Origin of the sequence: Pseudonocardia sp. EC080619-01 (assembly GCF_001420995.1) — a bacterium.
Taxonomy (GTDB): Bacteria; Actinomycetota; Actinomycetes; order Mycobacteriales; family Pseudonocardiaceae; genus Pseudonocardia.
Genome location: NZ_CP012185.1, coordinates 312,344 through 334,032 on the forward strand (window position 1 = coordinate 312,344; position 21,689 = coordinate 334,032).

The following is a 21,689-nucleotide window of genomic DNA, read 5'->3' on the forward strand; positions in this document are numbered from 1 at the left end:
ATACGGGGCACGACTTCTGATCCCCGAAGACCCCCAGTGGCCCACCACCTCGTCGCTGGGCGGCACGGTCGGGCTGTGGGTCCGCGGGCGCCGCCGACCTGGAGATCCTGTCCGCGCCGTCGGTGACCCTGACCGGGGCCCGCGCCGCCACCGGCTACGGCACCCACGTGGCCTCCGACTTCGCCGCCGAGCTCGCCACCGCCGGGCACACGGTCATCTCCGGGGCCGGGTTCGGGATCGACGCTGCCGCACACCGCGGCGCCCTGGCCGCACACGCCCCGACCGTGGCCGTGCTGAACTGCGGCATCGACCGGAGCTACCCGACCGCGCACGAGAACCTCCTCGCACGGATCGCCCAGAGCGGGCTGCTCGTCTCCACGCAGCCACCCGGTACGACCCCCAGCCGTCTCCGGGTACTCGGCCGTGCGCGGGTGCTCGCCGCGCTCGGACACGCGACCGTGGTCGTCGAGGCCGCGGCCCGCTCCGGGACGCTGCAGGTCGCCGCCGCCGCACGGGAGCTCGGCCGCCCGGTCATGGCCGTGCCCGGCCCGGTCACCTCAGTGTGCTCGGCCGGGACCCACCAGCTGATCCGACAGCGAGCCACGCTGGTCACCAGCGGAGCCGACGTGCTCGCCGCGCTCGCCGAACACGGGCGCCTCGCCGCCACGAGCGCCGCGGCCTGGCCCTGATCCGCGAAACCGTGAAGGCAGGAGCCATGGTGCCGGTGCGCAGCAGGGCGTCACCAGCTCGGTGCCGGTCATGAATGCGAGGTCACCAGGCCGGTGCCGGTAGGCAGTGCCCGGTCACCTGCCCGGCGCCGGCGGGTAGGGCCTGGTCACCTGCCTGGTGCCAGTGGGCAGGGCCCGGTCACCCGCTCGGTGCCGGCGGGCACCGTCGGTGGTCGGCGGTGCCGGGAGCGGTGCGGGGGTGGCCTCCGGTGCTCGGCACGGCTGGATCGCCCGAAGGTCAGCACACCCGCGCCGGGGCAAGCACCGATGAGCCGCCGCTGGCCCGTGCGGGTGAGACCGCCCCATAGCCATCGCCCGAGATGCAGGTCGGCTGCGCTGCAGTGCGGCCGAGGCAGCGGGCTCGACCGGCCGGATGGTCACCGTTGCTGGTCCCCGGCCACCGGTCTCGGCCCCCGACCCGGGGTGCCGGTCCAGGATGCCCGGGCCGGCCGGCGGTGTCACCCGCACGGGCCAGCGGCGGCTCCCCGCCGTCCCTTCGGGACCCCGGCACGGCCGTGCTGAGGCTGCGCCGCGTTCCAGCCGCACCGACCACCGGAGGCCACAGATGAGCGCGCCCACCTACGACATCGTCGACGGCTACACCGAGCGCGACGCCCTGATCGTCGACGAGTTCCTCAGCGACGACTGGGAGAACACCGGCCCGGCCCCGGTCGCCGAGTGGGAGATCGACCTGGGCGACGAGGAGCCGCCCTTCTGAGGCAGCCCTCCGGTCACGGGCCCCGCCGCCGGCGGGGCCCGGCCACACGTGTCGCCGTGCCGATGCTCGCTGCCGGCATCCATCGATGCACCTGCCGGCATTCAAGGGTGGTCGGGCCGGGTACGGCGGCCGGCCGGTGACGTAGGGCCGCTCAAGGCCGCGGCCGGCCGAGAACCCTGTTGGACCCGCCTGGCGGCGGGGCGGCTGGGCCTGACGGCCCTAGAGCTGAGCACGGCCTCACTCAACCTCAAGGGCGCTCCGCTGGCGCTCCGCGTCGCCTGCGGCGACAGCCCTCCGGTCTGCCCTTGACCTCGAGCCTCGGAGGCCGTGCAACCGCCGCGAAGCGGCAGCGGGGACGACGCCCGCTGCCCCTCACGGGCCGACAGGCCCACCCACCTCTGACCACCGGCCAGCACGGAGGCGCACTCGGCATGGACACCACCACCGACGCGACGAGCACCGACACAGCCCAGCAACTCCGACAGGTGGCCGACCTCATCGCGGCGGGCGCGACCCGCGAGGCGCGACGCCGAACCGGCCGCATCGCCGACGCCGCCGACCCCGACACCCGCGCCCTACTGGCCGAGATCCTGACCGCCCTCGAGAACCCGCCGTCGGTCATGCTCGACGAGCTGCGGAAGCTGTGGAAATGCCACAACGCACTCGGGCGCGAACTCATCGAAGCATGCGCTCCACGACCGGAACGACGGGCCGAGGCAGCGACCCAGACCGCCCGCGCGGTACGCGCAACCCGCGCGGAGCGCCGCGACTACGAGCGCCGCAAACCCCGCGATCTGGTCACCCGCCAGGGCATCCCGCGCCAGCGCCGCAGCCAGCACACCACGGACCAGGACGCCGCCGCACGCCGCTACTTCGCCGGACGCGTCGACCCGACCGAGGACACCGACGACCAGACCGACTACGAACAGCTCGACTACGACCGCGCGGCCGTGCCCCCGATGCGTGGCCTGCCCTGCGTGGCCTGCGGGGTGGAACGCCCGACGCGCGACCAGCAGCGCACCCGCGACGACGGGCTGTGCGAGGACTGCCGCGACAGCGGCACTTCGGGCGTCCCCATCCTGCCCGCCACCGCCACCCGCGCCGACGTCCTGGCCGCCCGGTGCGACTACATCGCCGCCACATCCCACACCACCGCCGAACGCAACGCCCGGCTCAACCGCGACTGGCGCTGCCTCCGCACCGCAGACCGCTTCACCATCGCCGACTGGCACACCCGCCAGCCCAGCTAGACACCCACCAACCCAGAGGCGCCCCGCCATCAGCGGGGCGCCTCTTCCACGTTCACCGGTCCAACCCGGAACCGGTGCCGAGCACCACCCAGCCATCAGGGGCGACGACCGCGACCCCTCGGCGAATGCCGAGGGCCACCGGCCCGTGACCTGTGAGCGGCGTCCGGAGGTCACCACGTGATGACTTCACTCCAGAGCGAACGGTCGATACGCGCTACCCCTGCCCGTCGCCATTGTGGCGCCGACAATTTCCTCATCCACAGAACCGCCGGACACCCATTCCAGCCCTTTTATGGCCGTATCCCGCCCTATCCTGCGACCGTCACGTCCTCGCCGCAGTCCGCTCTTTCCGACCGTCCTCCACCATTCGTCGACAACGGCGATGCACGCCCCGTGACCTGTCGCCCTCAGTCGAAGTCGCCACAGACCTATGCATCAATTGATGATTTCTGGCGGAACGTTTACGCTCGGCCTCGTGCTGCGGATCAACACCGTCGGAGCCGGAGCGGTCGAGTATCTGCTTCGCGGTTCGGGGTGCACCGCTCACCGGGGTGACGACGCGAGCCTCGACCGATCAATCGACGCTGACGTGGAGGCGGACGGCTCCGAGTACTTCGCCTCGGCTGTGAGCCGCGGCGAACCGGAAGGTCGCTGGTTCGGATCAGGCCTGGAGGCTCTGGGCCTGCCCGTCGACTCCGGTGAGGTCGTCCGCCCCGACGACGTCCGTGCCGTGTTCGGGCAGCTGCGTCGTCCGGAGTCCACGGAGGAGGACCCGGTCTACCTGGGCAGCAAGCCACGCAAGTACCGGTCACCGGAGGAGCGCGCACAGCGGGCGATCGAACGCGAGCCCGGTGCACCGTCCGAGGAACGAGTCGAAGAGATCCGTCGCGCGGCCGAGTCCGACACCAGACGCAGTGTCGCCTACTACGACTGGACGTTCAGTGCGCCGAAATCCGTGAGCGTCTACTACACGGCGCTGCTCGCGGCCGGAGCCTCGGACGAGGCCACGGGCGTGCGCCGAGCACACGACGAAGCCGTCGAGACCGCAGTGCGCTTCGCCGACGCGCGCGTGGCGGTCACGCGGACCGGGCGGCATTGCGGGCCGCGGTCACGGGCGGGGATGGGCACCTTCGAGCAGGGCCGGGGAACGACCTGGACGCTGTGGGGGCACTCGACCAACCGGGAGGACGAGCCGCAGCTGCACACCCATGCGGCGTTGCTGAACCGGACCGCGACCGCCGACGGTCGGATCACGGCCGTGGACGGGGCCTCGTTCCGCGGGATCAAGCAGGCTGTCGACGCGGTGTACCAGCAGGCGTTGGAGCAGCTGGTCACCGCCGCGACGGGGGTGGGGTGGCGGGACCGCGCGGACGGGCACGCGCGCGAGATCGCCGGCATCGACCAGGGGTTGATGGACGCGGCATCGACCCGCACCGGGCAGGTCGACGCGCGCGTCGATGCGCTGGTCCGGGAGTTCCGGGCGCGTACGGGCAGGGCGCCGAGCGCGGCGGCGATGCACCGGATCGCACGGATGGCGGTGCTCGACACCCGGGGCCCGAAGTCCGCAGACGCTGGTCCGCAGGCCCTTCAGCGGTGGGTGCGCGCGCATTCGCGCGAGCTGCAGGCCTCACTGTCGGATGCGTCCGAGGCCGCGGTGGCGGGCAGACCGGCCACGAGCGGGCCAGGGGAGCAGGTCGACCGGGACGAGCTGCTGGCTGCGGCGATCGAGCGGGTCGCGGGACGGTACGCGGTTTGGGACATCGGGAACCTGACACTGGCGATCAAGGCCGAGGTGGGGGACCGGTGGTCCGGGTTGGGCCTGGGGCAGGCGACGCCGGCGCACCGCGCGGCAGCACTCGACGGGCTCGCTCGAGATGCGGGCCGCCGCTCCGATGTGGTGCGCGTGTCGATGACCGAACCGGTCGAGGTGCCTGACGGACTGCGCCGGGGCGGCGCTGTCGCTGCCACCGGCGACGGCGGGTATGTGCTGCGCGGTGCGCACCGTGAGCGCTACGCCTCGGCGGCGCACCTGGGGCGCGAGGAGACCGTCGTCGCCCGCGTCTGTGCTCCGCTGGAGGTGGGTCTGGCCGCCGGTCAGGCGGCGGCGGTTCGCGAGGAGCTGGCCGGGCGGGGGCTGAGCCACGACCAGGTCGAGGCGATCACGACGATCCTGTCGTCGCGCATGGCTGGGGATGTGTTGGTCGGACCGGCGGGCGCCGGGAAATCCCGCACCGTGGGTGCGCTGGCCGACGTCTGGGAGCGGGAGGTCGGCGGACGGGTGTTGGGGTTGGCGACCTCCCAGGTGGCCGCGGAGAACCTGCGCGGCGACGGCATCCCCGCGATCAACACCACGGTCTTCGAGAAGCGGTTCACCCCCGACCACGACGGGCGGGTCCGCCAGAATCTGCGTCGCGGGGACCTGCTGGTCGTCGACGAGGCGGGGATGTCGTCGACCGCGGACCTGCACCTGATCACGCGCCTGGCCGCCGCGGCGGGCGCGAAAGTCGTGCTCTCCGGGGACCACGAGCAGCTGTCCGCGGTCGAGGCCGGCGGACTGTTCGAGTACCTGACCCGCCACGCGCCGAGCGTGGCGGAGCTGGTGGTCGTGCACCGGTTCGAGGAGCCGTGGGAGCGGGCTGCGTCGCTGTTGGTGCGGTCCGGAGACACCGCGGCGGTGGCGGAGTACCTCACCCGCGGGCGGCTGCGCGCCGGGACCCTCGAACAGATGCAGCAGCAGGCCGGTGAGGCGTGGCTGGCCGACACCCTGGCCGGGAAGCAGTCGCTGCTGATCGTGGGCACCAACGAGCACGCGGTCGAGCTGTCAAAGACCTTGCGTCGCGAGCTCGTTCGTTTAGGCCGCGTGGACGACCGATCGCTGGGACGAATCCAGGGCGACCAGCTCGTGTCGTTCGGTGACCGGGTGCAGGCACGGCGCAACGACCGCCGGCTGCGGGTCGAGGCGGCGCTCCGGGCCGACGGCCGCTCTGGAACGGTCCAGCCGGTCACCAACCGCGAGGTCTACACGATCGTCGCGGCGCGCGCAGACGGGACGCTGCTGGGCCGCGACCGGCACGGCGCGATCGCGCACTTCCCGACCGACTACGCCGAGGAACACCTCACCCTCGCCTACGCGGTGACCGTGCACGCGTCACAGTCGTTGACTGTCGACACCGGCCACTACCTCGCCGACGAGGGCACCAGTCGGGCGTCCGCCTACCCCGGCATCACCCGAGGACGGGAGTCCAACCACGTCTGGATGGTGTCGCAGCGCGACGCCGACGAACACCACCAACAAGCGCTGCGGGAGACCGCGCGCAGCCGGTTCTCCGAGGTCGTGGAGTACTCCGGCGGGGAGCTGTCAGCCCTGGCGACCCGCGAAGAGGGCGAGCACCAAGCACGGTCACTGGTCACCTTGGCAGGGGACTGGATCGACCTCGCCCAGGCCCGTCGACACCACAGTGACCCCCCGATGCTCGAGCGCGCGCTCGGCGCCACGAACGCCGCGCGGGTCGAACGTGAACCCGGGCGCGGTTCGTTGTTGACGGTGCTGGCCGAGGCCGAGCTGGACGGACACGACCCGGAGGCCCTCCTGCAGGAGGTCGCCCGCCGCCGCGAGCTCGGCACCGCCGAGAACGTCTCCGACGTGCTGCGGTGGCGGATCGCGCACGCGCTGCCACAACGAGTCCCCGACGACCCTTCGGCCGCACAGCGACTCACTACCTGGACCGTCGACGGGGACGACACCGCGGCCCGTCAGCAGAACCGGCTCGCCCCGCTGATCACCTCCCGCCTACGCGAACTCGGCGAACAGGCCGCGGCCGAGCAGGCGGCATGGGCGGTCGAACACCTAGGCGCCGGACCGGACCCCGAGCAGGAGCCGCAGAGCTACGAGGACTGGGTACAGCGCGCCGGCGTCGCGGCCGGCTATCGGGAGTACGCCGGCCTCGCAGCCGAGTCGCTGACCCTGGGCCCGGCACCTGCCGCCGACGACGTACACGCCCGAGCCTGGTGGACCCGCGCCGTGGTCGCACTGGGCGGTGAGTCGGCGATGCCGCGGCACCATGCGCTGTCCGACGCCCAGCTCGCCGAGAAGATCCGCACCTGGGAACGCACCCGCGCCGTCGCGCCGGTCTACGCCGCCGACACCCTGGCCGCCGCACACACCCGGCTGCACGAGGCGCAGGTATTGGCGGTCCTTACCGGCGCACAGCGTGACAACACTCGAGCATCGGAGGTCGAGCGCGAGCTCAGCGGAGTCAGCGCCGAAGGAGCAGAGACGATGGTCCGTGTCGCCCGCGAGCAGGTCGCCGGCTGGTCGGCCGCCCACACCCGCCGCGCCGACTGGTACGCCGAGGTGCGCGAGGTCGCCGACGACGCGCGGTTCGCCGCCGAGGAACTACGGCGTCGGGGCCGTGACTGGCGCGTCGATCCCGAACCCGAGCAGCTGCCCCCGCACCGGGACCGAGGCGCCAGCACCGGGCCGGCTCCCGACGACGACGAGGCGACCGGTCGCGACGACGGACAGCAGCCCTCCGACCAGCGCGAGAGCCCTCCGACCACTGAGTCTTCCTGGGTCGGCGCGAACACTGCCGCCGCGGACCGGCGGGCGGCGCTACGCCGTGCTCGGCAGACGAGCCGAGTCCGCACCGAGCAGTCCCGAGATATAGCCGGGCGCGACGCGTCGCGTTCGACCACCCAGGCGCGTGCCGAGGAGGCGGCACGACGCGACCGTCATGATCGGGACCGCGACGCTCATCGAGACCAGTCTGAGGGGTTGGGTCAGGCTGACTGAGGGTGAGAGTCTGTAGTGGTCGTCGTCGGCGGCTCTGTCGCCGGACGTCGCCGAGCGAACGGTCTCGGTGCGTGGGTTCGGCTCAGCCGAAGGGATAGATCCGCTCATCGGGAGGGGTAGGGCCGGCCCACGGGCGCTGCGCCGCCCGCTGCTCGCGACGCAGGGTCTCAGCACGATGTTCGGGTGTGGGCAGCAGCCAGATCTCGTGCTGCTGCTCCCACAACTCGGTGCAGGGCGCGCGGAAATGCTCGGTGGTCGCAAGTTCCTGGTGCAGCGGCGGGATCAGGATCTCGAACGGTGCCGAGGCGCGGGGCGGTCCCCAGTGCAGCTCCAGATGCCGGAACGCGTCGGTCGTGCGGTACTCGATCGAGCTGCGGAACGTGGAGTACAGGTCATCGAGGACGTCCTGGAGGGAGCCGCGGTCGAGCTCGCACCGGGCACTCTCGCCGGCCACTCGCGCCGTGGCCCCGACCATGAGGTGGGCGTGCAGCCAGGACCCGGTCTGGCCAGGCAGTACCGAATGGATGATCGGGGTGATCTCGAGATGACAGGGCCATGCTCGTCCGTCCCGAGCGGCATAGCCACCGAGGAGTTGAGTCTGCGTCACGGTCCGCTCGACCGCGCTCGACACCGCGCGTCGGAGCAGGTCGAGGTCGTCGGTCTCGCCGCGCTCGACGAACCGGTCGAAGAGCAACGACAGCGTCGGCGCTACCGAGACCTGAAGGTCGAGCGCTCCGACCGGGGGCTCCTCGTCGGGGTGGACGAACAGCGGCACTGCCTTGTTGGTTGCCAGCTGCCTCGCCACGCGTTGTAGACCCTGCACCTGCTCTCCCTCCCTGACGACCGGCCGGCCGATGGCATCTCCGGCATCTACTGGTCTCGGTGTCGGCCACACGACAGCGGCAGGTGCTGCCTACATGGACTGCCCCTGTCCGCGGTCGGACTGCTCGCGACTCGCGCCGTTCGAGGTGCCGGATGTCGACGACGCATCGGGTGCACGGTCGAGTCGTTTGACGGCCCGCCGGGCGAAGCCCAACTGCGCCGATCGCGAGACGTCGCGCGCCCGGCGCAGCACGTTGAGTGGGGTGTTCTGGTCAAGATCGTGACGGTCCCGGTCAGCCAGCCGCGTCGCCATGTTCGCGAACTTCTCCGCACCGAAGGCCTTGTACGGCGCCCAGAGCGTCTCTCTGTTGGTGCGCCAGTCCTTCATCAGGTTCGCCGTGGCGCCGAGCGCTGTCAGGCTCAAACCGATCGTGGTCTGCAGAGCGAGGCTGGTCTGGCCGGCGAGGCTCGCACCGGTGATCGCCACTCCGCTATCGGCGGTGGCCGCCCAGATCAGCGTCGATCGTGCCGAGAGCCGCCCGGAACGTAGCTCGGTCGCGCGGGTGCGGGCGGCGTGCGCAGCGTTCTGGGCTCTCTCGGCCAGAGCCCTCGATTCACCGGCCCGCATGGCCCGTGAGACGTCGGTGCGCAGCTCGGGCGTATGAGCACCCCGTTGGACCAAGCCGAGAGCAGCCTGTTTGGTCATCTGCCGGGTCGTGACAGGGTCGATCTGCGCCTCCATCCGGCGCATCATTGCCTCGCTCATCACCTGTGTCGGGGCGTGCGTCTGCGGCATGGGGCGGATCCCGACCTCGAAATGCCCTTGCTTGAGCAGGGTGCGCGCGGCGTCGACCCGCTGGAGCATGCCCGCCAGCGTGCCCGCGTCGGCCGGGGCGTGCTGCTCGCCGAGCTTGGTCTTCGCGGCCTTCACCTCGTCGTGCAGCGACCAGGTCTCGCCCATGCTTCCACTGAGATCCATGGCCCTCTCGACGTCGTCGACAGACACGTTCTGCAGGGCGCCCTCGCGATTGCGTTGGGCCAGCTGGTCGAGTCCGTGGAACACCTCCCACAACGCGATCGGGCTGCCTCGGTCGCCTGCCTGCAGACGCAATCGCTCCCACTCCGGTGCCTGCGGACCGTGATCCGATCCTGCCGGCGCGGAGGAACCGCCGTCGTCGTCGCTCAGACCGGCTCGGAACTGCTCTTGGATGTGCTCGAACTCAGCCAGCATGGACCGCCCACTGCGTTCCCCTCTGACGAAGCTCTCGAGCAGGGCGAGGGCCATCTCGGCACGGAGCTTGCGAGCGAGCACGCTCAGGCCTGCCTCCGTCGCCTCAAACTCGCTGAACTCGACTCGTCCTGCCGCCTGAGCGGGCAGATCGTCGGCAGTCACCGGCCGGACCTACGCTTCCAGCGCGCGAACCGCCCACGACCTTGCTCGCGCAAGCTGCGGTCGGCGATCCTGTCGGCCTCGCGGAGCGCGGCCCGCTCGTCGTCGGTCAACGCATCGGGGTCGCTGAGCTTCTCCTGCCAGTGAAGGCGCTCGCTCACCAGTTGCTGCGAGCGGTGCAGCTTCAGAAACATTCGGGAGAACTCGGCCTGGTCCTGCTCTGAGGCCACAGCGAACCCGCGGTCCCATTCGCCGGTCGGCACGATCCACCACATGTCCCGGTACCAGGTAGGTCCGACGTCGAACTCGGGCATGAGCGCGATTGCTTCGCCTGCGGCGACCAGTTCTTCGATGTCGGCGACTGCGATGCGCCCCGGCTCGGGCTCGGGGCTGGGCCCGTTGTGGTCGGATCGCGGGGGCAGGAAACGAACAGGCATGGATATTCCATTCCGTCGGGCGCACTGGGCGGATCCAGTCGCAATTCTACGGGACAACCTCGGTCCACCACGGGTTTCTCTTGTTGCCTGTGGACAGACCGCGATGGCCGGCGCACTTGGTCACCGCCTGTGCGCCGGTCTAGCGTCGGGGTAGGGACTCGGTGTGGCCTCGGGCGCCGGGCGGTGCGTGCCGCTGGCGGGGTAGCCCTCGACGTCGATCGGGATCTGCCGAGAGCGGATCGTCTCGACATCACGGCTGAGCTGGGCGCCGTCGGGTCGGTCGAGGGCGTCGACGCTCCGGGCGAGGACGGCCTGCAGATGGCGGAAGACCAGCAGGACCTCGCCACGCTCGAGGGTCCGGACGTCGGCGGGTTGGTAGGTGTGGACGCGTTCGTGGCTGCGCGTCGCGCCACGCGCGCCGCTCCAGAGCCCGCCCGCGGGTTCCTGCAGGCGCATACGTTCGTGCTCGCCGAGGATGGTGGACAGCCACTGCAGGGTGGTGTGGTCCTTGAGCCCGCCCCAGATGCCCATCAGCGTGCTGTTGTCGAGCAGCGTGGTCGCCTTGTCGGCGCCGTAGGTGATGTCGAGCTGCGCCTTCGACTGGGCAGCCCAGTGGATCAGGACGCCGCGACCGGCGGAGTCGGCGAGGCTGGTGGGCAGATCCGGTACCGGGGTCGCCGACGGGAGCTCGTCGAGCACCGCGGTGGCAGGTGGGTCGAGACGTTCCTGCGGGTAGCGGGTGGACATGGACCGGGCGGCCTCGATCCACTCGGCGACGATCGTGGTCAGGATCGGTGCGGCGGCGAGATCGTCGTTCTGCCCGGCGATCAGATACAGCGACCCTCCGGCGGCGATGAACCGCTCGACGTCGTAGGACTGGGAAGGAGAGCTGCACAGCTCGCGGATCCGGCGGTCGGCGAAGGGGGCCAGCGCCCGCCGAACCGAGAGCCAGACCGCGTCGGCGGTCTGGGGGACCATGTTCATCTCGGCCTCGAGGTCGGCGGCATACGAGGCGAGATGGTCGTGCGCGCGCAGCGCGGCGACCGGACCGCGGGCGGTGCGGTCGCTGGCCCAGTCCGACAGCCGGGACAGATCGGCCCCGGTGATCGCGGCCGCGAGCAGGTAGGCGCCCACAACGCCGACGGCGCGCTGGCGGAACACGCGATCGTTCCCGGCGCCGCGGCCGTCACCGGTCTCGACGGTGACTGCGGCGGCTTCGACCAGAGTGCGGGCGCGGCGCCAGGCCCGAGCCGGGTCCTCACACCCATGCAGAGGCGACCAGCGCAATCCGGCCGGCCAGGCGACGGTGTCGGTCACGTCGAAGACCAGGATCGGGCCGGGCATACGCCTACGGGACCGGGTGAGTGCGGTGAGCATCAGCAAGTCGGGCTTAGTGGTCGAGCACAACAGCGCACCCGGGGCCTCGATACACAGGGGCGTCAGCCAGCGCCGGGACTTACCGGTCTGAGTCGGCGCCAGCGTGCCCGTCGGGTTCTCCAGCGGCGCCCACAACGGCCCGGTCGGGCCCTGCGGAAGCGGAATCCCGATCTCTCCCGGTTCCGCGGCGCGCCGCTCGGCCGGCGTCATCGACGGCCTCAGCCGTTCGGCACGGGTACGGCACGCGCGAACCGACAGTTCCCTGCGGATCTGTCCACGAGTGGCGTGGCCAGGCCGGGTCGGACCCCACGTGCGCCAGCCCCACGTCCCGAGCACCCCCGCAGCGACAACGAGGATCATCGCTATCCCGAACAAGCACCCCACGAACAGCGCAGAGTGCTCGGTGAGCTGCGCGATCGCACCATCGGGAGGGATCGGTCCGCCGAGAGACGAACGCAGCAGCTCGCCCATGTCGTCGAACCCGACCAGCAACAGTCGCCCGGAACCGGACACCAGCCCGGTAACCATCGCGGCGACCTCCACGACGAGCAGGACGAACGCGGCCAGTGCCACCGCCGTGGCAGGTAGGGCCAGGTCCTCGTGTCACGGGCGAGTACTTCGGGAGCGGTTCATCTCAGTTGGCACCTCACTGCTGATGGGGCGACAAGGCTGCCCGACCGGCGATCGAGCGGGTCACGACGGAAATGCACCGTCAGACGGGATCCGGCAGGGCGTCGGCGTAGGCGGGAGGCCGACACCGCCGGCTTGGTCGAGGTCGTCGATGAGATCCCCGTCGGCATCGAGCCGGTTGATGGCATCACTGGCTTCGCAAAGCCCGCGGGTGGAATTGAGCGGCAGACGGTGCCGTAGGGCTCGATGGCATCGCCAGTGATGTCGAACGGGAGCCCGCCGGGGTCGACGCAACACCCTCCGTGCTCGCCGTAAGGGGGTTGGGCGACGGCAACACCGTCGCAGATGCCAGGGGACGGGTCTCCTACATAGGTGCGGGTCCTCGTGGCCTCGATGACCACTCGGTAGGAGAATCCCTCGGGCAGCGCGAGCCTGCCGTCGGGGTCGTCGACCAGCGGTCCGTAGCCGGTGAACCCTCAGGCGGTTGAGCTGCGGCCGCGGGGGGCCCAGGAGAGCGTGCAGGGATCCGGTCAGGGCGATGCCGAGCCCGGCCTGGCTGGTGCGAACGAGGAGCGAGCGCCGGGTGATACCGGTGATGCCCAAGGTGGTCTCCGAGAACGCGGCAGACGAGCGACGGTCGTTGAGCTTCGGGGCCGCGGTCACATCTGCAGCTCCGTGGAGGTGGGCGATCCGATCTGAGGGCGGTAGGTGGTGATGTGCCAGTCCGCGGCGGCGATCGCGGTGTCGGGGTCGGGGTAGGCGCCGGCCTCCCGGACCGCGGCGACGGCGATCAGCTCGGTGGGCGAGATGCGTCGGAAGGCCAGGACCTGGTCGTGATAACCGCCGTGGGCGGGATGGCGGCGGATCGCGATGCCCGGTCGGAGACCCGAGCTCGGCCTGCACCGCGCGCGGCAACACGTCGACGACGCGCTCGGTGAGCCGCGCCCCAGACGGCCCGCTCGGTGCGGCGGAACCCGGCGGGATCGGGGGGCGGCTCCAACGCTGCCCGGTGGGCGCGGGCCCACTCAGCCGGTGCGCGGTGACCTGCACCTGCCCGCCCCGGCTACGCCGCAGCTGTGGCCGCCCGTCACCGCTGGTGCCGTGGTGGACCAGGGCTCCGCGGGCCCGCACGATGAGCAGTTGGGTGGCCTCGATCCACCAGGCGTCGGTGTCGCGCCAGTACCGCCCGGCCGGGTCGCGGCGGGTGGTCGGCGCCCAGGTCCCGGCCGCGAGCGCCGCACCGGTGGTGTGCCCGGCGCGGGTCAGGGCGTCGCGTGCCGGTGCGGGGAGCTTGTTCCAGCCGACCTGCTCGCTCTGGTGCCAGCGAATCCGTGCGGTCTGCTCCGGAGCCGCCGGAGCAGGCGGGGACGCCGCGGGCGCCGGGGCGGGGACGGGTGGTGTGGTGCGGCGGGCAAGGAACCCCATCAGCGTGTCCTCTCGGTGGCTCGGTGGCGGGCGTGCAGAACGGCGAAGGTCAGGGCACGGACGGTCCAGCAGGCCAGCGCGAGGGCGGCGAGGAAGCCGATCACCCGCGATTCCAGCGGCATCTCGTCGCGGGAGGTCACCGCGAGCGCCGCGGCAGCGAGGGTGGCCACTACGACCGCCCCTGCGGCGATCCGACCCGCCGGGAGCGGGGCCAGGCGCCACACCCCGAGCAGGAGCCGTCCGGCCAGCCGGCGGTGGTCGATCCGCCCGACCGGCCACCCGGCCGGCAGCAGGTCACCCTGATCCGCAGCCCGGCCACCGGGCGGCGGGGGAGGGGGCGCATAGCCGCTGGTCGGGGCGTAGTCGGTGTGAGCGACCGGCTCCCCGGCCGGGGTGTAGTCCGCTGAAGCGCCACTGGTGGTGTGTGCGGGCCCCTCCGCCGCAGATGGCGGCGAGAAGGGACGGTCAGGTTCAGGTCCGCCCGTGCTGTGCCTGGTGTCGTAAGCGTCGCGACGCACCGGGTCGGCCAGGACCGCGTAGGCCTCGGCGACAGCCCGGAACCGCTCGGGGGCGCTTGGATCGGGGTTGCGGTCGGGATGTAGTGCCAGAGCCTGGCGGCGGTACGCGCGCCGGACCTGGGTCCGGTCGGCGTCCGGGCCGACGCCGAGCACCTCATATAGGTCGGCACCGCGACCGCTGGTGGGGGTGGTCATGGGGCGGCCTCGGCGAGCGCGGTGGCCGGTGCGGGCTGGCCTGCGGGGCCGGCGATGTGGCGGACGTGGGTGATCTCGGCGGCCCAGTCCGACAGCGGCTGCAGCACGACACCGGTGGAGGAGTCGTAGGCGTTGACCACCAGGCCCTGGCCGACATACATCCCCACGTGGCGGGGGTTGTCCGGGGAGCCGAGCGAGCCGGGGATGAACACCAGATCGCCGGGGGCGATGTTCGCCGGGCTGGCCGGGGTGCCGGCGTTCTTCTGGTTGACTGTCCCGGCAGGGATCGGGACCCCTGCTGAGGCCCAGGCGGCGAGCATGAGCCCGGAGCAGTCGAACCCGTCGGGGCCCTTCGCACCCCAGACATACGGTTTGCCGAGCTGAGCCAGGGCATAGGTGACCGCGGCCCGCTGCGCCGGATCGGTGGGCGGAGTGAACCCCGGCGGCAACTGCTTGGGGTCGATGTTCGACGGAGCCAGAGGCACTCCGGCCCCGCCCTGGTCAGGGCAGGCGAACACCGACGACGCCAGCTGCACGTTCGGACCACCGGGCACGGCCGGGGCGGGGACGGGGTTGTCGGGTCCGACCCAGAACTGCTCGACCAGCGCTGCGGCCGGTGCCTCCTCGGGGGCGTAGCGGTCGGGAAACGCCGAGCGCTGCACCGCCTGGGCCGCCTCGCCCGGTGCCATGGTCGCCCAGCCCGGGAGCTCGATGAGACGGTCGAGGAAGGTGTCGGTGGCCCCGACCGGGTTGAGCACCTGCGCTGGTGTGTCCCAGCCCTGGGAGGGGCGTTGTTGGTAGAGGCCGAGGGAGTCGCGGTCGCCGTAGCCGACGTTGACCAGCCGTGATTCCACGATGGTCGTGGAGATCGCGATGACCGCCGCTCGGCGGGGGAGTTGGCGTTCGACGACGCGGTTGACGATGGTGGCGGCGTTCTCGGTCTGCTCGGCGTTCCAGTCGGTACCGCCGATCGACTGCGATCCGCCGCCGATGCCGCCGTCCCCGCCACAGCCCCCGGCCAGGGGGCCGTCGGTGACGGCGGAGAACATGGCGATGCCCATGCTGAGTACCGCGGCCAGGAACGTCATCACCACCGCCGCTGCCGCGACGACGACGGTGCCCTTCTGCTGGTCCACGGCTCAAGTCACCGGTGGGCGGCCGCGCCGTTGCGCCGCGCCGGGCCGGTGGCCTCGGCCAGCGCTGCCTCGGACTCCACCGCGGCCGCAGCGGACCCGGCGAGCTCGGGGACCGAGGCAAGGCGTCGGCTCGTTCCACTGGTGGCCGGGTGCGGGGCCTCGTCGGGGCCGCGGAGTCCGGCGTTGGTGTCGAAGATGGCGCGCTCGGTGGCGGAGAGCACGGTCTGGATCTTCATCCCGGGTGCGTTCTCCATCTTCCACAGCGCGCGGCCTGGCCCTTCCATCGCCCAGCCGGTGATCACCGCCTGTTCGCGTTCGGACAGGCCGAGTTCTTCGGCGAGCTCGTCGCCGACGCGGGTGGACTGGCCGAGCAGGATCCGCGAGGAGCACAGCGCGAGGAGGTCCTTGGCGATGGAGACCTCCTGGGAGCCGGCGGCGCCGACGGAGAGCAGGTCGGAGGGCTTGTGCATGACCAGGAGCTGGATCTTGCGTTCCGCGCGGGACAGGCGCAGGTCGGAGTCGACGGCCTGGACCGCGCGCAGGCCCAGGCGCATCTGGCGCCAGACCTCGTCTCGCACGACGATGCGCACGTCGCCGTCGTCTTGGAGGTCGGTGATCATCGACGACCAGGACCCGAGGCAGGTCAGCGCCACTGCGATCGCCTGGTCCCCACGCGAGCGCAGCAGCGACAGGTCCATCGACTGGACCGGCGCGTCCCAGTCGAGGTCGAAGTTGGTGGGCTCGTCGAACAGGCCACTCAGGGGACCGACGACCAGGTTCGAGAGGGCGTCGGTGATCTGGCGGGTGTGATCGACGAACTGCCGGTGGGAGGCAAACCGCGTGGCCTGCCACAGGTCGTCGTCGGGATCGGCGAGCTGGGCCACGACCTGCGGGATGGTGATCGGCCGCAGCTCGGAGTAGCCGTCGGCGGCGCCGACCAGGCGGCGCAGGACGGTGGAGATCACCAGCTCATCGGTCACCGTCGGCGGGTAGCCCTGGGCCTCGGCCAGGGCGGTGAGTAGCCGGGTCCAGCGGGCCAGGATCCCGGTGAGCTCCTCGTTCTGGCGCTCGGCGCCCCAGGTGCTCCAGCGGGCGCGCAGCGGGCCCAGGTCGAGGGCGTTGAGCCGGTGCGGGCTGCCCCGGCCGAGCGCGATCGGGGTGATGCCCAGTGAGCGCAGCAGCGGCGTGTACTCGCCCTTCACATCGCCGGAGATCAGGGAGCGGACGCCGAAGAGCATCATCCGCAGCATCAGCGCCACGACCGTGCTCGACTTCCCGCGGCCGGGTTCACCGAACACCACCAGGTTCGGGTTGGTGACCATCCCGCGCAGCACCCACTCGGTGGGGTGGACGTAGAACGCGCCGCCGGACTGGGTGTCGTAGCCCAGCCGCGCCCCGATCGCGGGGACGCCGTTGGAGGCCAGCAGCGGGAACAGCCCGCCGACCTCGGCGGTGGTGGCCTTGTAGACCGGCGCCCGGCGGGCGGCATCGACCGCGGCCCAGCCGCGGCCGGGTTCGCGGGGGCCTTGGCGGGGTGCGGTGGCCTGGTTGACCCGCTTCCTCGCCCGGCCTCGCGGGGCCGCGTCGGTCGGGTCGGGTTTCGGGACGGGAGTGTTGGTGGGGATGCCGTCGAGGTCGGTGAACTGCGACAGCAGCTGACTGGTGCTGCGGGGCTCGGCGCGGCGGCGCCGTGAGGCACCGAAGGGGCTGAACAGTCGGCTCATGAGTCGAAGGCCCTCTTCTCCCGCGGCAGCCCGATCCCGACCGGCAGGGCGGCAGCGACGAACGCGGAGTCCTGGGCGAGTTCGAGGCGCAGCAGGTGGAACCGGCCTGACGCGTCGTTTTCCAGGCGGGCGGCGTGGTCTTCGACGTTCCAGTCCGCGGGCACGGTGATGGCCGAGGCGACGGTGAACCGGACGACGGCGTGTCCGGCGGCGACGGCGGCTTCCTGATCGCGGGCCCCGCGCTGGCGCCGCGAGTCGATCGCGGTGGTGTTGAACCCGCGCTGCGCCTTCGCCTCGACCAGGACGTTGTTGCGGAACCGATCCGACTTCACGACCCGCGCGCCGGCGGCGGCGGAGAGGATCTCGTAGTGGATCTGCAGCGTGCGCCGCTCCCCAGCAGTCCGAACCGCGAGCAGCGGGCCCAGGGAGCCGAAGATCGTCCCGGACTCGGGTGGCTGCACGGCGTAGGCGACCGAGGAGTAGCCGTCGTGGTGATACGCCCGCGCGGCCGGTGTCGGGGCGAGGGCGGGCCCGGCCTGGGAGATCGGGAGCCCGACGGTGCCGTCGGGGTCCGGGCTGGTCAGGTGCCGGAACGACAGCCCGGCTGCGGCGGCGGGGTTGAACCCGGTCTTGATCGCCTCCGCCACCCCGGTGGAAGACAGCCAGGTCACCGACTGCACCCCCAGCCCACGCAACCCGTCAGCGACGCCCTCGAGAAGCCGGTACAGCGCATACGCCCGTCCCGCGATCCCGCCACCGGCGGCCTTCGCCGGGCGGCGCAGCGCCTCCTCGGTGCCCGACACGGTCACGAACAACTCGGTTCGCACGGACACGGAGGCGACGTCGCGGTCGATCTCCGCGGTCACCTGCCGCGCCAAGGCCGGGGCATCGGGGCGTTGGTGGCGCTCGCGCCACACCGTGTACTCGGTGCCGTCGTCCGGGACGGTGCGCACCAGCAGCGAGACTCGGTCGACGACCTCGCGGTGCCCGAGGCCGACCAGCATTGAGCCGAGGCGGGAGGCGAGGCGTTCGCAGTCGTCGTCGGAGAGCATCCCGACCCCGGAGTGGGTGAGTTTGGCGGTGGCGCCCCAGCGGCCTTCGGCGGTGTCGTGGATCAGGCAGATCCGCGAGCCGTGGAACTCCGGGCCGTCGGGGAACTCCAGGCGGGCCAGGACGCCGGGGAGGTCGGGTTCGGTGCGGTCACCGGCCAGGCCGGCGGCGGCGCGGGACTGCCAGGGTGACCAGCGCATGAGGACTCCTGTCTGGAACATGACCAGGTCGGCCAGCCACCGGAAGGCGGGGCGGCCGTGGATCGGGATGAGGATCAGCACGGCGACGATCGCGGCGAACACCGCCCACGACAGGGCGGCCGACCACTGGTTGCGTGACATCGCGATCAGCGCGGGGGCGCAGACTCCGATCAGCAGGAACGCCTGGACCGGTGTCATCCCGGCGATCCAGCCGATGCCTTCCTTGTGGTTGAGGCCCCGATACACCCGTGGGCCGGGGGAGGAGGTGGTGGTCATCGGAGATCACCTCCGGGCTGTGTGAGGGCACGGGTAGTCGTAGTCGTCGTGCCGACGACGACGTTGGTAGGCATCAGCGGTCGTCCTCTCGGTCGGAGCCGGGCTGGGCCGGACGCTCGAGTTGGGGGGCCGGCGCAGTGGTGGTGGCCCCGGCCGTGCCGGCGTTGCCCGGAGGGGGCTCAGGAGGGTCCTGCGGCCCACCGCCACCGCCGGGTGGGCCGGAATCGGGCGGGCCCGGATCGACCGGTGGCGGCTCCGGACCATCACCACCGCTACCGGATTCGCCTGGGCCGCTGTCGTCGCCCGAGCTCTGGGCGATCCGGTTCGACGTCGCGCTGTAGGCGCCACCGGCAGCGGAGCTGATCTGCCCTCCGCTCGCCCCGCCGGCGGGCGCGGGTCCGGGGTGGCCGATGCCGGTCTGGGCCATCTGCGAGGACCCGTAGCCCCCCGCCGCCTGTCCGGCGGCCTTGGTGGCCAGGTAGCCGCCGACCACTGCCGCGGCGACCGCACCACCGGCCACCCCGGCACCAGCAGCAGCCGCTCCACCACTGGCAGCGCCGCCACCAGCAGCCGCGCCGCCACCAGCCCCACCCCCCGCAGCAGCACCCGCACCCGCGCCTGCACCGGCTCCTGCGCCGCTGGAGGCGCCTCCGGTCGCGGCGGTGCTGCCGCCGAGCTCCCCGCCCGCGGCACCACTGCTGGAGCCGCCGCCGCCGCCGACGTCGTAGGCCTTCTGCGTGGCCCGCGCGTTGTTGATCATCTCGCTGGTGCCGTTGTCACCACCCGGCTCACCCGAGGAACGTGATCCACCGGCGGAGCGCACGGCCATCCCGGCCCCGGTGCCGGGGTCGACGAAGGCCAGTAGCCGGTAGAACACCATCGGGCAGAACAGGCTGATCAACAGCACCGCGGTGCCGGCCAGCAGCCCGGCCACACCCTCGGTGCGGGACATGATGTTGACCCCGATCACCACCACCAGGGCGAGTGCGGGTTTCATCAGCACCGCGGCCAGCAGCCAGCGCACCACTCGCCAGAACATCGACGCCGTGGAGTCGGAGATCAGGCAGGCTGCGGCGATGGGGATGGTCGCGATCAGCACCATGATCGCTGCCGCGCGGAAGATCATGGCCAGGGCGAAGCCGATCGCGGCCGGGATGACCCCGAACAGGGCGGCGATGCCCAGGATCATCGACCGGACCCCGTCCTCGGCATCGGCACCCAGGTCGGGGTTATCGCCGAACCGGTCGGCGACGGCGGGGTTGTCCAGGATCGCGGTGAAGCTGCCCTGCTCACCCAGGTTGGACAGAAACAGGGTGGTGAGCCCGTCCGCGCCGGTCAGCAGCACCGCGACGGCGCCGGTGGTCACTGCGAGGGCGATCCCGAACTGGACCGGGCCGGTGACCGCGCGGAACATGCCCCGCCCGCCGCGCACGGCGACCGAAGCGAGTTGGTAGAAGAACAACCCCAGTGCGATCAGGGCGGCCAGCCAGATCATCGTCGACCACAACGAGCCCAGATCCACCGCACTTTCGGCGCCTTCCGGCGGTGCCGGTGGGGGAGTGGCCCCGCTGATGGGGTCGGGGTTGTCGGCGTCGTTGCCGGTGATCGCGCCCGGTTCGACCCGCGAGACGGTGTCGGCGATGTCGAAGCCGCCCTTGAGCAGCCAGATCGCCGAGTCCCACACCGCCTGCATCGCGGAGCTGAACGCCGACTCGGCGATGGATCCGGCGAAGTCGCCGATCAGGCTGCCGCCGTCTCCGCCCCCGCCCCCGCCCCCGCCGGGTGGTGGAGCGGGGTCCTGGGCAGGCAGGTACCAGCTGGAAGCGAGAAGGCTGGTCATCGGATGATGTCCCGGTAGCCGACCGAGACGGCTTCGTCGCTGCCCGGCCAGGTTGCCGGGGCGACCCAGGCGCGCGGGCCGGAGGCGACCAGCCACTGGTCGTCGACGCGGCGCATCGGTAGGCAGTTGCCCAGCCCGCCGGTGGCCACGCGGCCCTTGTAGTCGGTGACGAGCTCCCCGAGTACACACGTCACGACGTAGTTGCCGTCGTCGGTGCTGCCCTTGACCAGCGCCGAAGTGGGAGTCCAGGTCACGGTGGCTTGGGTTGCGCCGGTGCGGGGCATGTTCGCCGCGCGCCGGAACGCGACCAGGTCTTGCGATGCCGGGGTCTGGGCCGCGGGTGCGGCCCCCGGCTCGGCCATGGAGTCGTAAGCCTGTGCCCAGACCTGTGGGTCCGCGCCGGTGAACCCGACCCGGGTCAGCTCGACCGCCTGGGCGATCGCACCCTGTTCGGTGTCGGGGAACCCGGTGGGCACCAGGACGCCGCTGACCTGCTCGGGCTGAGGCAGGGTGATCGGAGGGCCTGCGCTGCGTGTCGAGAGCGTGTGCGGCAGCGCGGCCTGGCCGGGCACCTCGAGCATCGGTGCGTGTGCCAGCGCAGCCTCAGCCTCCGGGCCGTTCCCGCCGCCGGCACCGCCGCCGCCCGCGCCAGGGCCGGTCGCGGCAGGCGGGCCCTGGTAGGTGGAACTGGGCTCGTCAGCGCTGAACATGCTGGTCAGCGACACGACCACGCCGACCAGCAGCGCCAGCACCAGTAGTGCGGCGCCGGCGAGGATCAGCAGCGCACGGCGCCGAGTGCCGCCGCCGGGTGTCCGGTCGGTGTTCATCAGGCGGGCCATCACGCGGCGGAGGCGGCGAACTGGGAGACCAGGGTGTAGCCGAGGCCGAACAACACGGCCAGGGCGAGGCTGCCGACGATCATGCGGGCGCCGAGGCGCCCGGAGCCGTGGTGATCCCAGAGCCGTCCGGCGGTCGCGGCGACGATCCCGCCGAAGAACAGGCCGAGGATGCAGATCCCGGCGATCCAGCGCACGTAGCTCACGACGTTCTCGATCGCACCGGCACCGGGCGGGGCCTGCGGGCCGGGGTTCGGGATGTCCTGGGCAGGCAGCACGTGAACCTGGGCGAGTGAGTCGGCAAGGAGGTGGGGGACAGACATGGGGTGTGCCTCCGCAGGCGGT

15 protein-coding genes are annotated in these 21,689 nt (G+C 72.0%); 4 read left to right on the plus strand and 11 right to left on the minus strand.

All coding sequences use genetic code 11. From position 1 onward, the window contains the following. Positions 1 to 122 precede the first annotated feature (122 nt). The 4 genes from AD017_RS36710 (at position 123) to mobF (ending at position 7,488) form a co-directional block, all read left to right on the plus strand. On the plus strand, positions 123 to 689 hold the full coding sequence (locus AD017_RS36710; protein ID WP_255358522.1) for a DNA-processing protein DprA: 567 nt from the start codon (positions 123 to 125) through the stop codon (positions 687 to 689). Positions 690 to 1,293: 604 nt separating this feature from the next. Further along, on the plus strand, positions 1,294 to 1,446 hold the full coding sequence (locus tag AD017_RS35590; protein ID WP_168172354.1) for a hypothetical protein: 153 nt from the start codon (positions 1,294 to 1,296) through the stop codon (positions 1,444 to 1,446). Positions 1,447 to 1,877: 431 nt separating this feature from the next. Then, positions 1,878 to 2,696, plus strand: coding sequence for a hypothetical protein (locus AD017_RS29680; RefSeq protein WP_060576998.1), 819 nt, complete (start codon positions 1,878 to 1,880; stop codon positions 2,694 to 2,696). A gap of 442 nt (positions 2,697 to 3,138) precedes the next feature. Continuing rightward, positions 3,139 to 7,488: a MobF family relaxase gene (mobF, locus tag AD017_RS29685; RefSeq protein ID WP_304440545.1), complete on the plus strand. Its 4,350-nt coding sequence runs from the start codon at positions 3,139 to 3,141 to the stop codon at positions 7,486 to 7,488. A gap of 82 nt (positions 7,489 to 7,570) precedes the next feature. Here mobF and AD017_RS29690 read toward each other — a convergent pair whose 3' ends face one another. The 11 genes from AD017_RS29690 to AD017_RS29745 form a co-directional block, all read right to left on the minus strand. Next, positions 7,571 to 8,293 carry a hypothetical protein gene (locus tag AD017_RS29690; RefSeq protein ID WP_060577002.1) on the minus strand — a complete coding sequence of 241 codons (723 nt, stop codon included), beginning with the start codon at positions 8,291 to 8,293 and terminating at the stop codon, positions 7,571 to 7,573. 108 nt (positions 8,294 to 8,401) lie between these two features. Next, positions 8,402 to 9,703, minus strand: coding sequence for a hypothetical protein (locus AD017_RS29695; RefSeq protein WP_060577003.1), 1,302 nt, complete (start codon positions 9,701 to 9,703; stop codon positions 8,402 to 8,404). After that, positions 9,700 to 10,137: a hypothetical protein gene (locus tag AD017_RS29700; RefSeq protein WP_060577005.1), complete on the minus strand. Its 438-nt coding sequence runs from the start codon at positions 10,135 to 10,137 to the stop codon at positions 9,700 to 9,702. Before AD017_RS29700 ends, AD017_RS29695 begins: the two co-directional genes overlap by 4 nt. Before the next feature lie 120 nt (positions 10,138 to 10,257). Then, complete coding sequence (locus AD017_RS29705; RefSeq protein ID WP_060577007.1) at positions 10,258 to 12,087, minus strand: TraM recognition domain-containing protein; 1,830 nt, start codon at positions 12,085 to 12,087, stop codon at positions 10,258 to 10,260. A 1,481-nt stretch (positions 12,088 to 13,568) separates the two neighbouring features. Next, positions 13,569 to 14,282, minus strand: a complete 714-nt coding sequence (locus AD017_RS29715) for a J domain-containing protein (protein ID WP_060577011.1) — start codon at positions 14,280 to 14,282, stop codon at positions 13,569 to 13,571. After that, positions 14,279 to 15,418, minus strand: a complete 1,140-nt coding sequence (locus tag AD017_RS29720) for a C40 family peptidase (RefSeq protein WP_060577013.1) — start codon at positions 15,416 to 15,418, stop codon at positions 14,279 to 14,281. Before AD017_RS29720 ends, AD017_RS29715 begins: the two co-directional genes overlap by 4 nt. An 8-nt stretch (positions 15,419 to 15,426) precedes the next feature. Then, on the minus strand, positions 15,427 to 17,142 hold the full coding sequence (locus AD017_RS29725; protein WP_060577016.1) for an ATP-binding protein: 1,716 nt from the start codon (positions 17,140 to 17,142) through the stop codon (positions 15,427 to 15,429). Next, a complete protein-coding gene (locus AD017_RS29730; protein WP_060577019.1) occupies positions 17,139 to 18,668 on the minus strand; it encodes an SCO6880 family protein in 1,530 nt (509 codons plus the stop codon). The genes AD017_RS29725 and AD017_RS29730 overlap by 4 nt, the downstream gene beginning before the upstream one ends. A 73-nt stretch (positions 18,669 to 18,741) precedes the next feature. Continuing rightward, positions 18,742 to 20,508: a hypothetical protein gene (locus AD017_RS35595; protein WP_060577021.1), complete on the minus strand. Its 1,767-nt coding sequence runs from the start codon at positions 20,506 to 20,508 to the stop codon at positions 18,742 to 18,744. Next, entirely contained in the window at positions 20,505 to 21,335 is an 831-nt protein-coding gene (locus tag AD017_RS29740; protein WP_145984205.1) for a hypothetical protein, read from the minus strand. Before AD017_RS29740 ends, AD017_RS35595 begins: the two co-directional genes overlap by 4 nt. Positions 21,336 to 21,346: 11 nt before the next feature. Further along, the gene (locus AD017_RS29745) at positions 21,347 to 21,667 is read right to left on the minus strand and encodes a hypothetical protein (protein WP_145984204.1); all 321 of its coding nucleotides are present in this window, start codon (positions 21,665 to 21,667) and stop codon (positions 21,347 to 21,349) included. Between the last annotated feature and the right edge of the window lie 22 nt (positions 21,668 to 21,689).

Excerpts from the sequence above, each read along its gene's own strand:
- AD017_RS35590 (WP_168172354.1), top strand. The coding sequence starts at position 1,294 with ATGAGCGCGCCCACCTACGACATCGTCGACGGCTACACCGAGCGCGAC.
- AD017_RS29680 (WP_060576998.1), top strand. The coding sequence starts at position 1,878 with ATGGACACCACCACCGACGCGACGAGCACCGACACAGCCCAGCAACTC.
- mobF (WP_304440545.1), top strand. The coding sequence starts at position 3,139 with ATGATTTCTGGCGGAACGTTTACGCTCGGCCTCGTGCTGCGGATCAAC.
- AD017_RS29700 (WP_060577005.1), bottom strand. The coding sequence starts at position 10,137 with ATGCCTGTTCGTTTCCTGCCCCCGCGATCCGACCACAACGGGCCCAGC.
- AD017_RS29715 (WP_060577011.1), bottom strand. The coding sequence starts at position 14,282 with ATGACCACCCCCACCAGCGGTCGCGGTGCCGACCTATATGAGGTGCTC.
- AD017_RS29725 (WP_060577016.1), bottom strand. The coding sequence starts at position 17,142 with ATGAGCCGACTGTTCAGCCCCTTCGGTGCCTCACGGCGCCGCCGCGCC.
- AD017_RS29730 (WP_060577019.1), bottom strand. The coding sequence starts at position 18,668 with ATGACCACCACCTCCTCCCCCGGCCCACGGGTGTATCGGGGCCTCAAC.
- AD017_RS35595 (WP_060577021.1), bottom strand. The coding sequence starts at position 20,508 with ATGACCAGCCTTCTCGCTTCCAGCTGGTACCTGCCTGCCCAGGACCCC.
- AD017_RS29740 (WP_145984205.1), bottom strand. The coding sequence starts at position 21,335 with ATGAACACCGACCGGACACCCGGCGGCGGCACTCGGCGCCGTGCGCTG.
- AD017_RS29745 (WP_145984204.1), bottom strand. The coding sequence starts at position 21,667 with ATGTCTGTCCCCCACCTCCTTGCCGACTCACTCGCCCAGGTTCACGTG.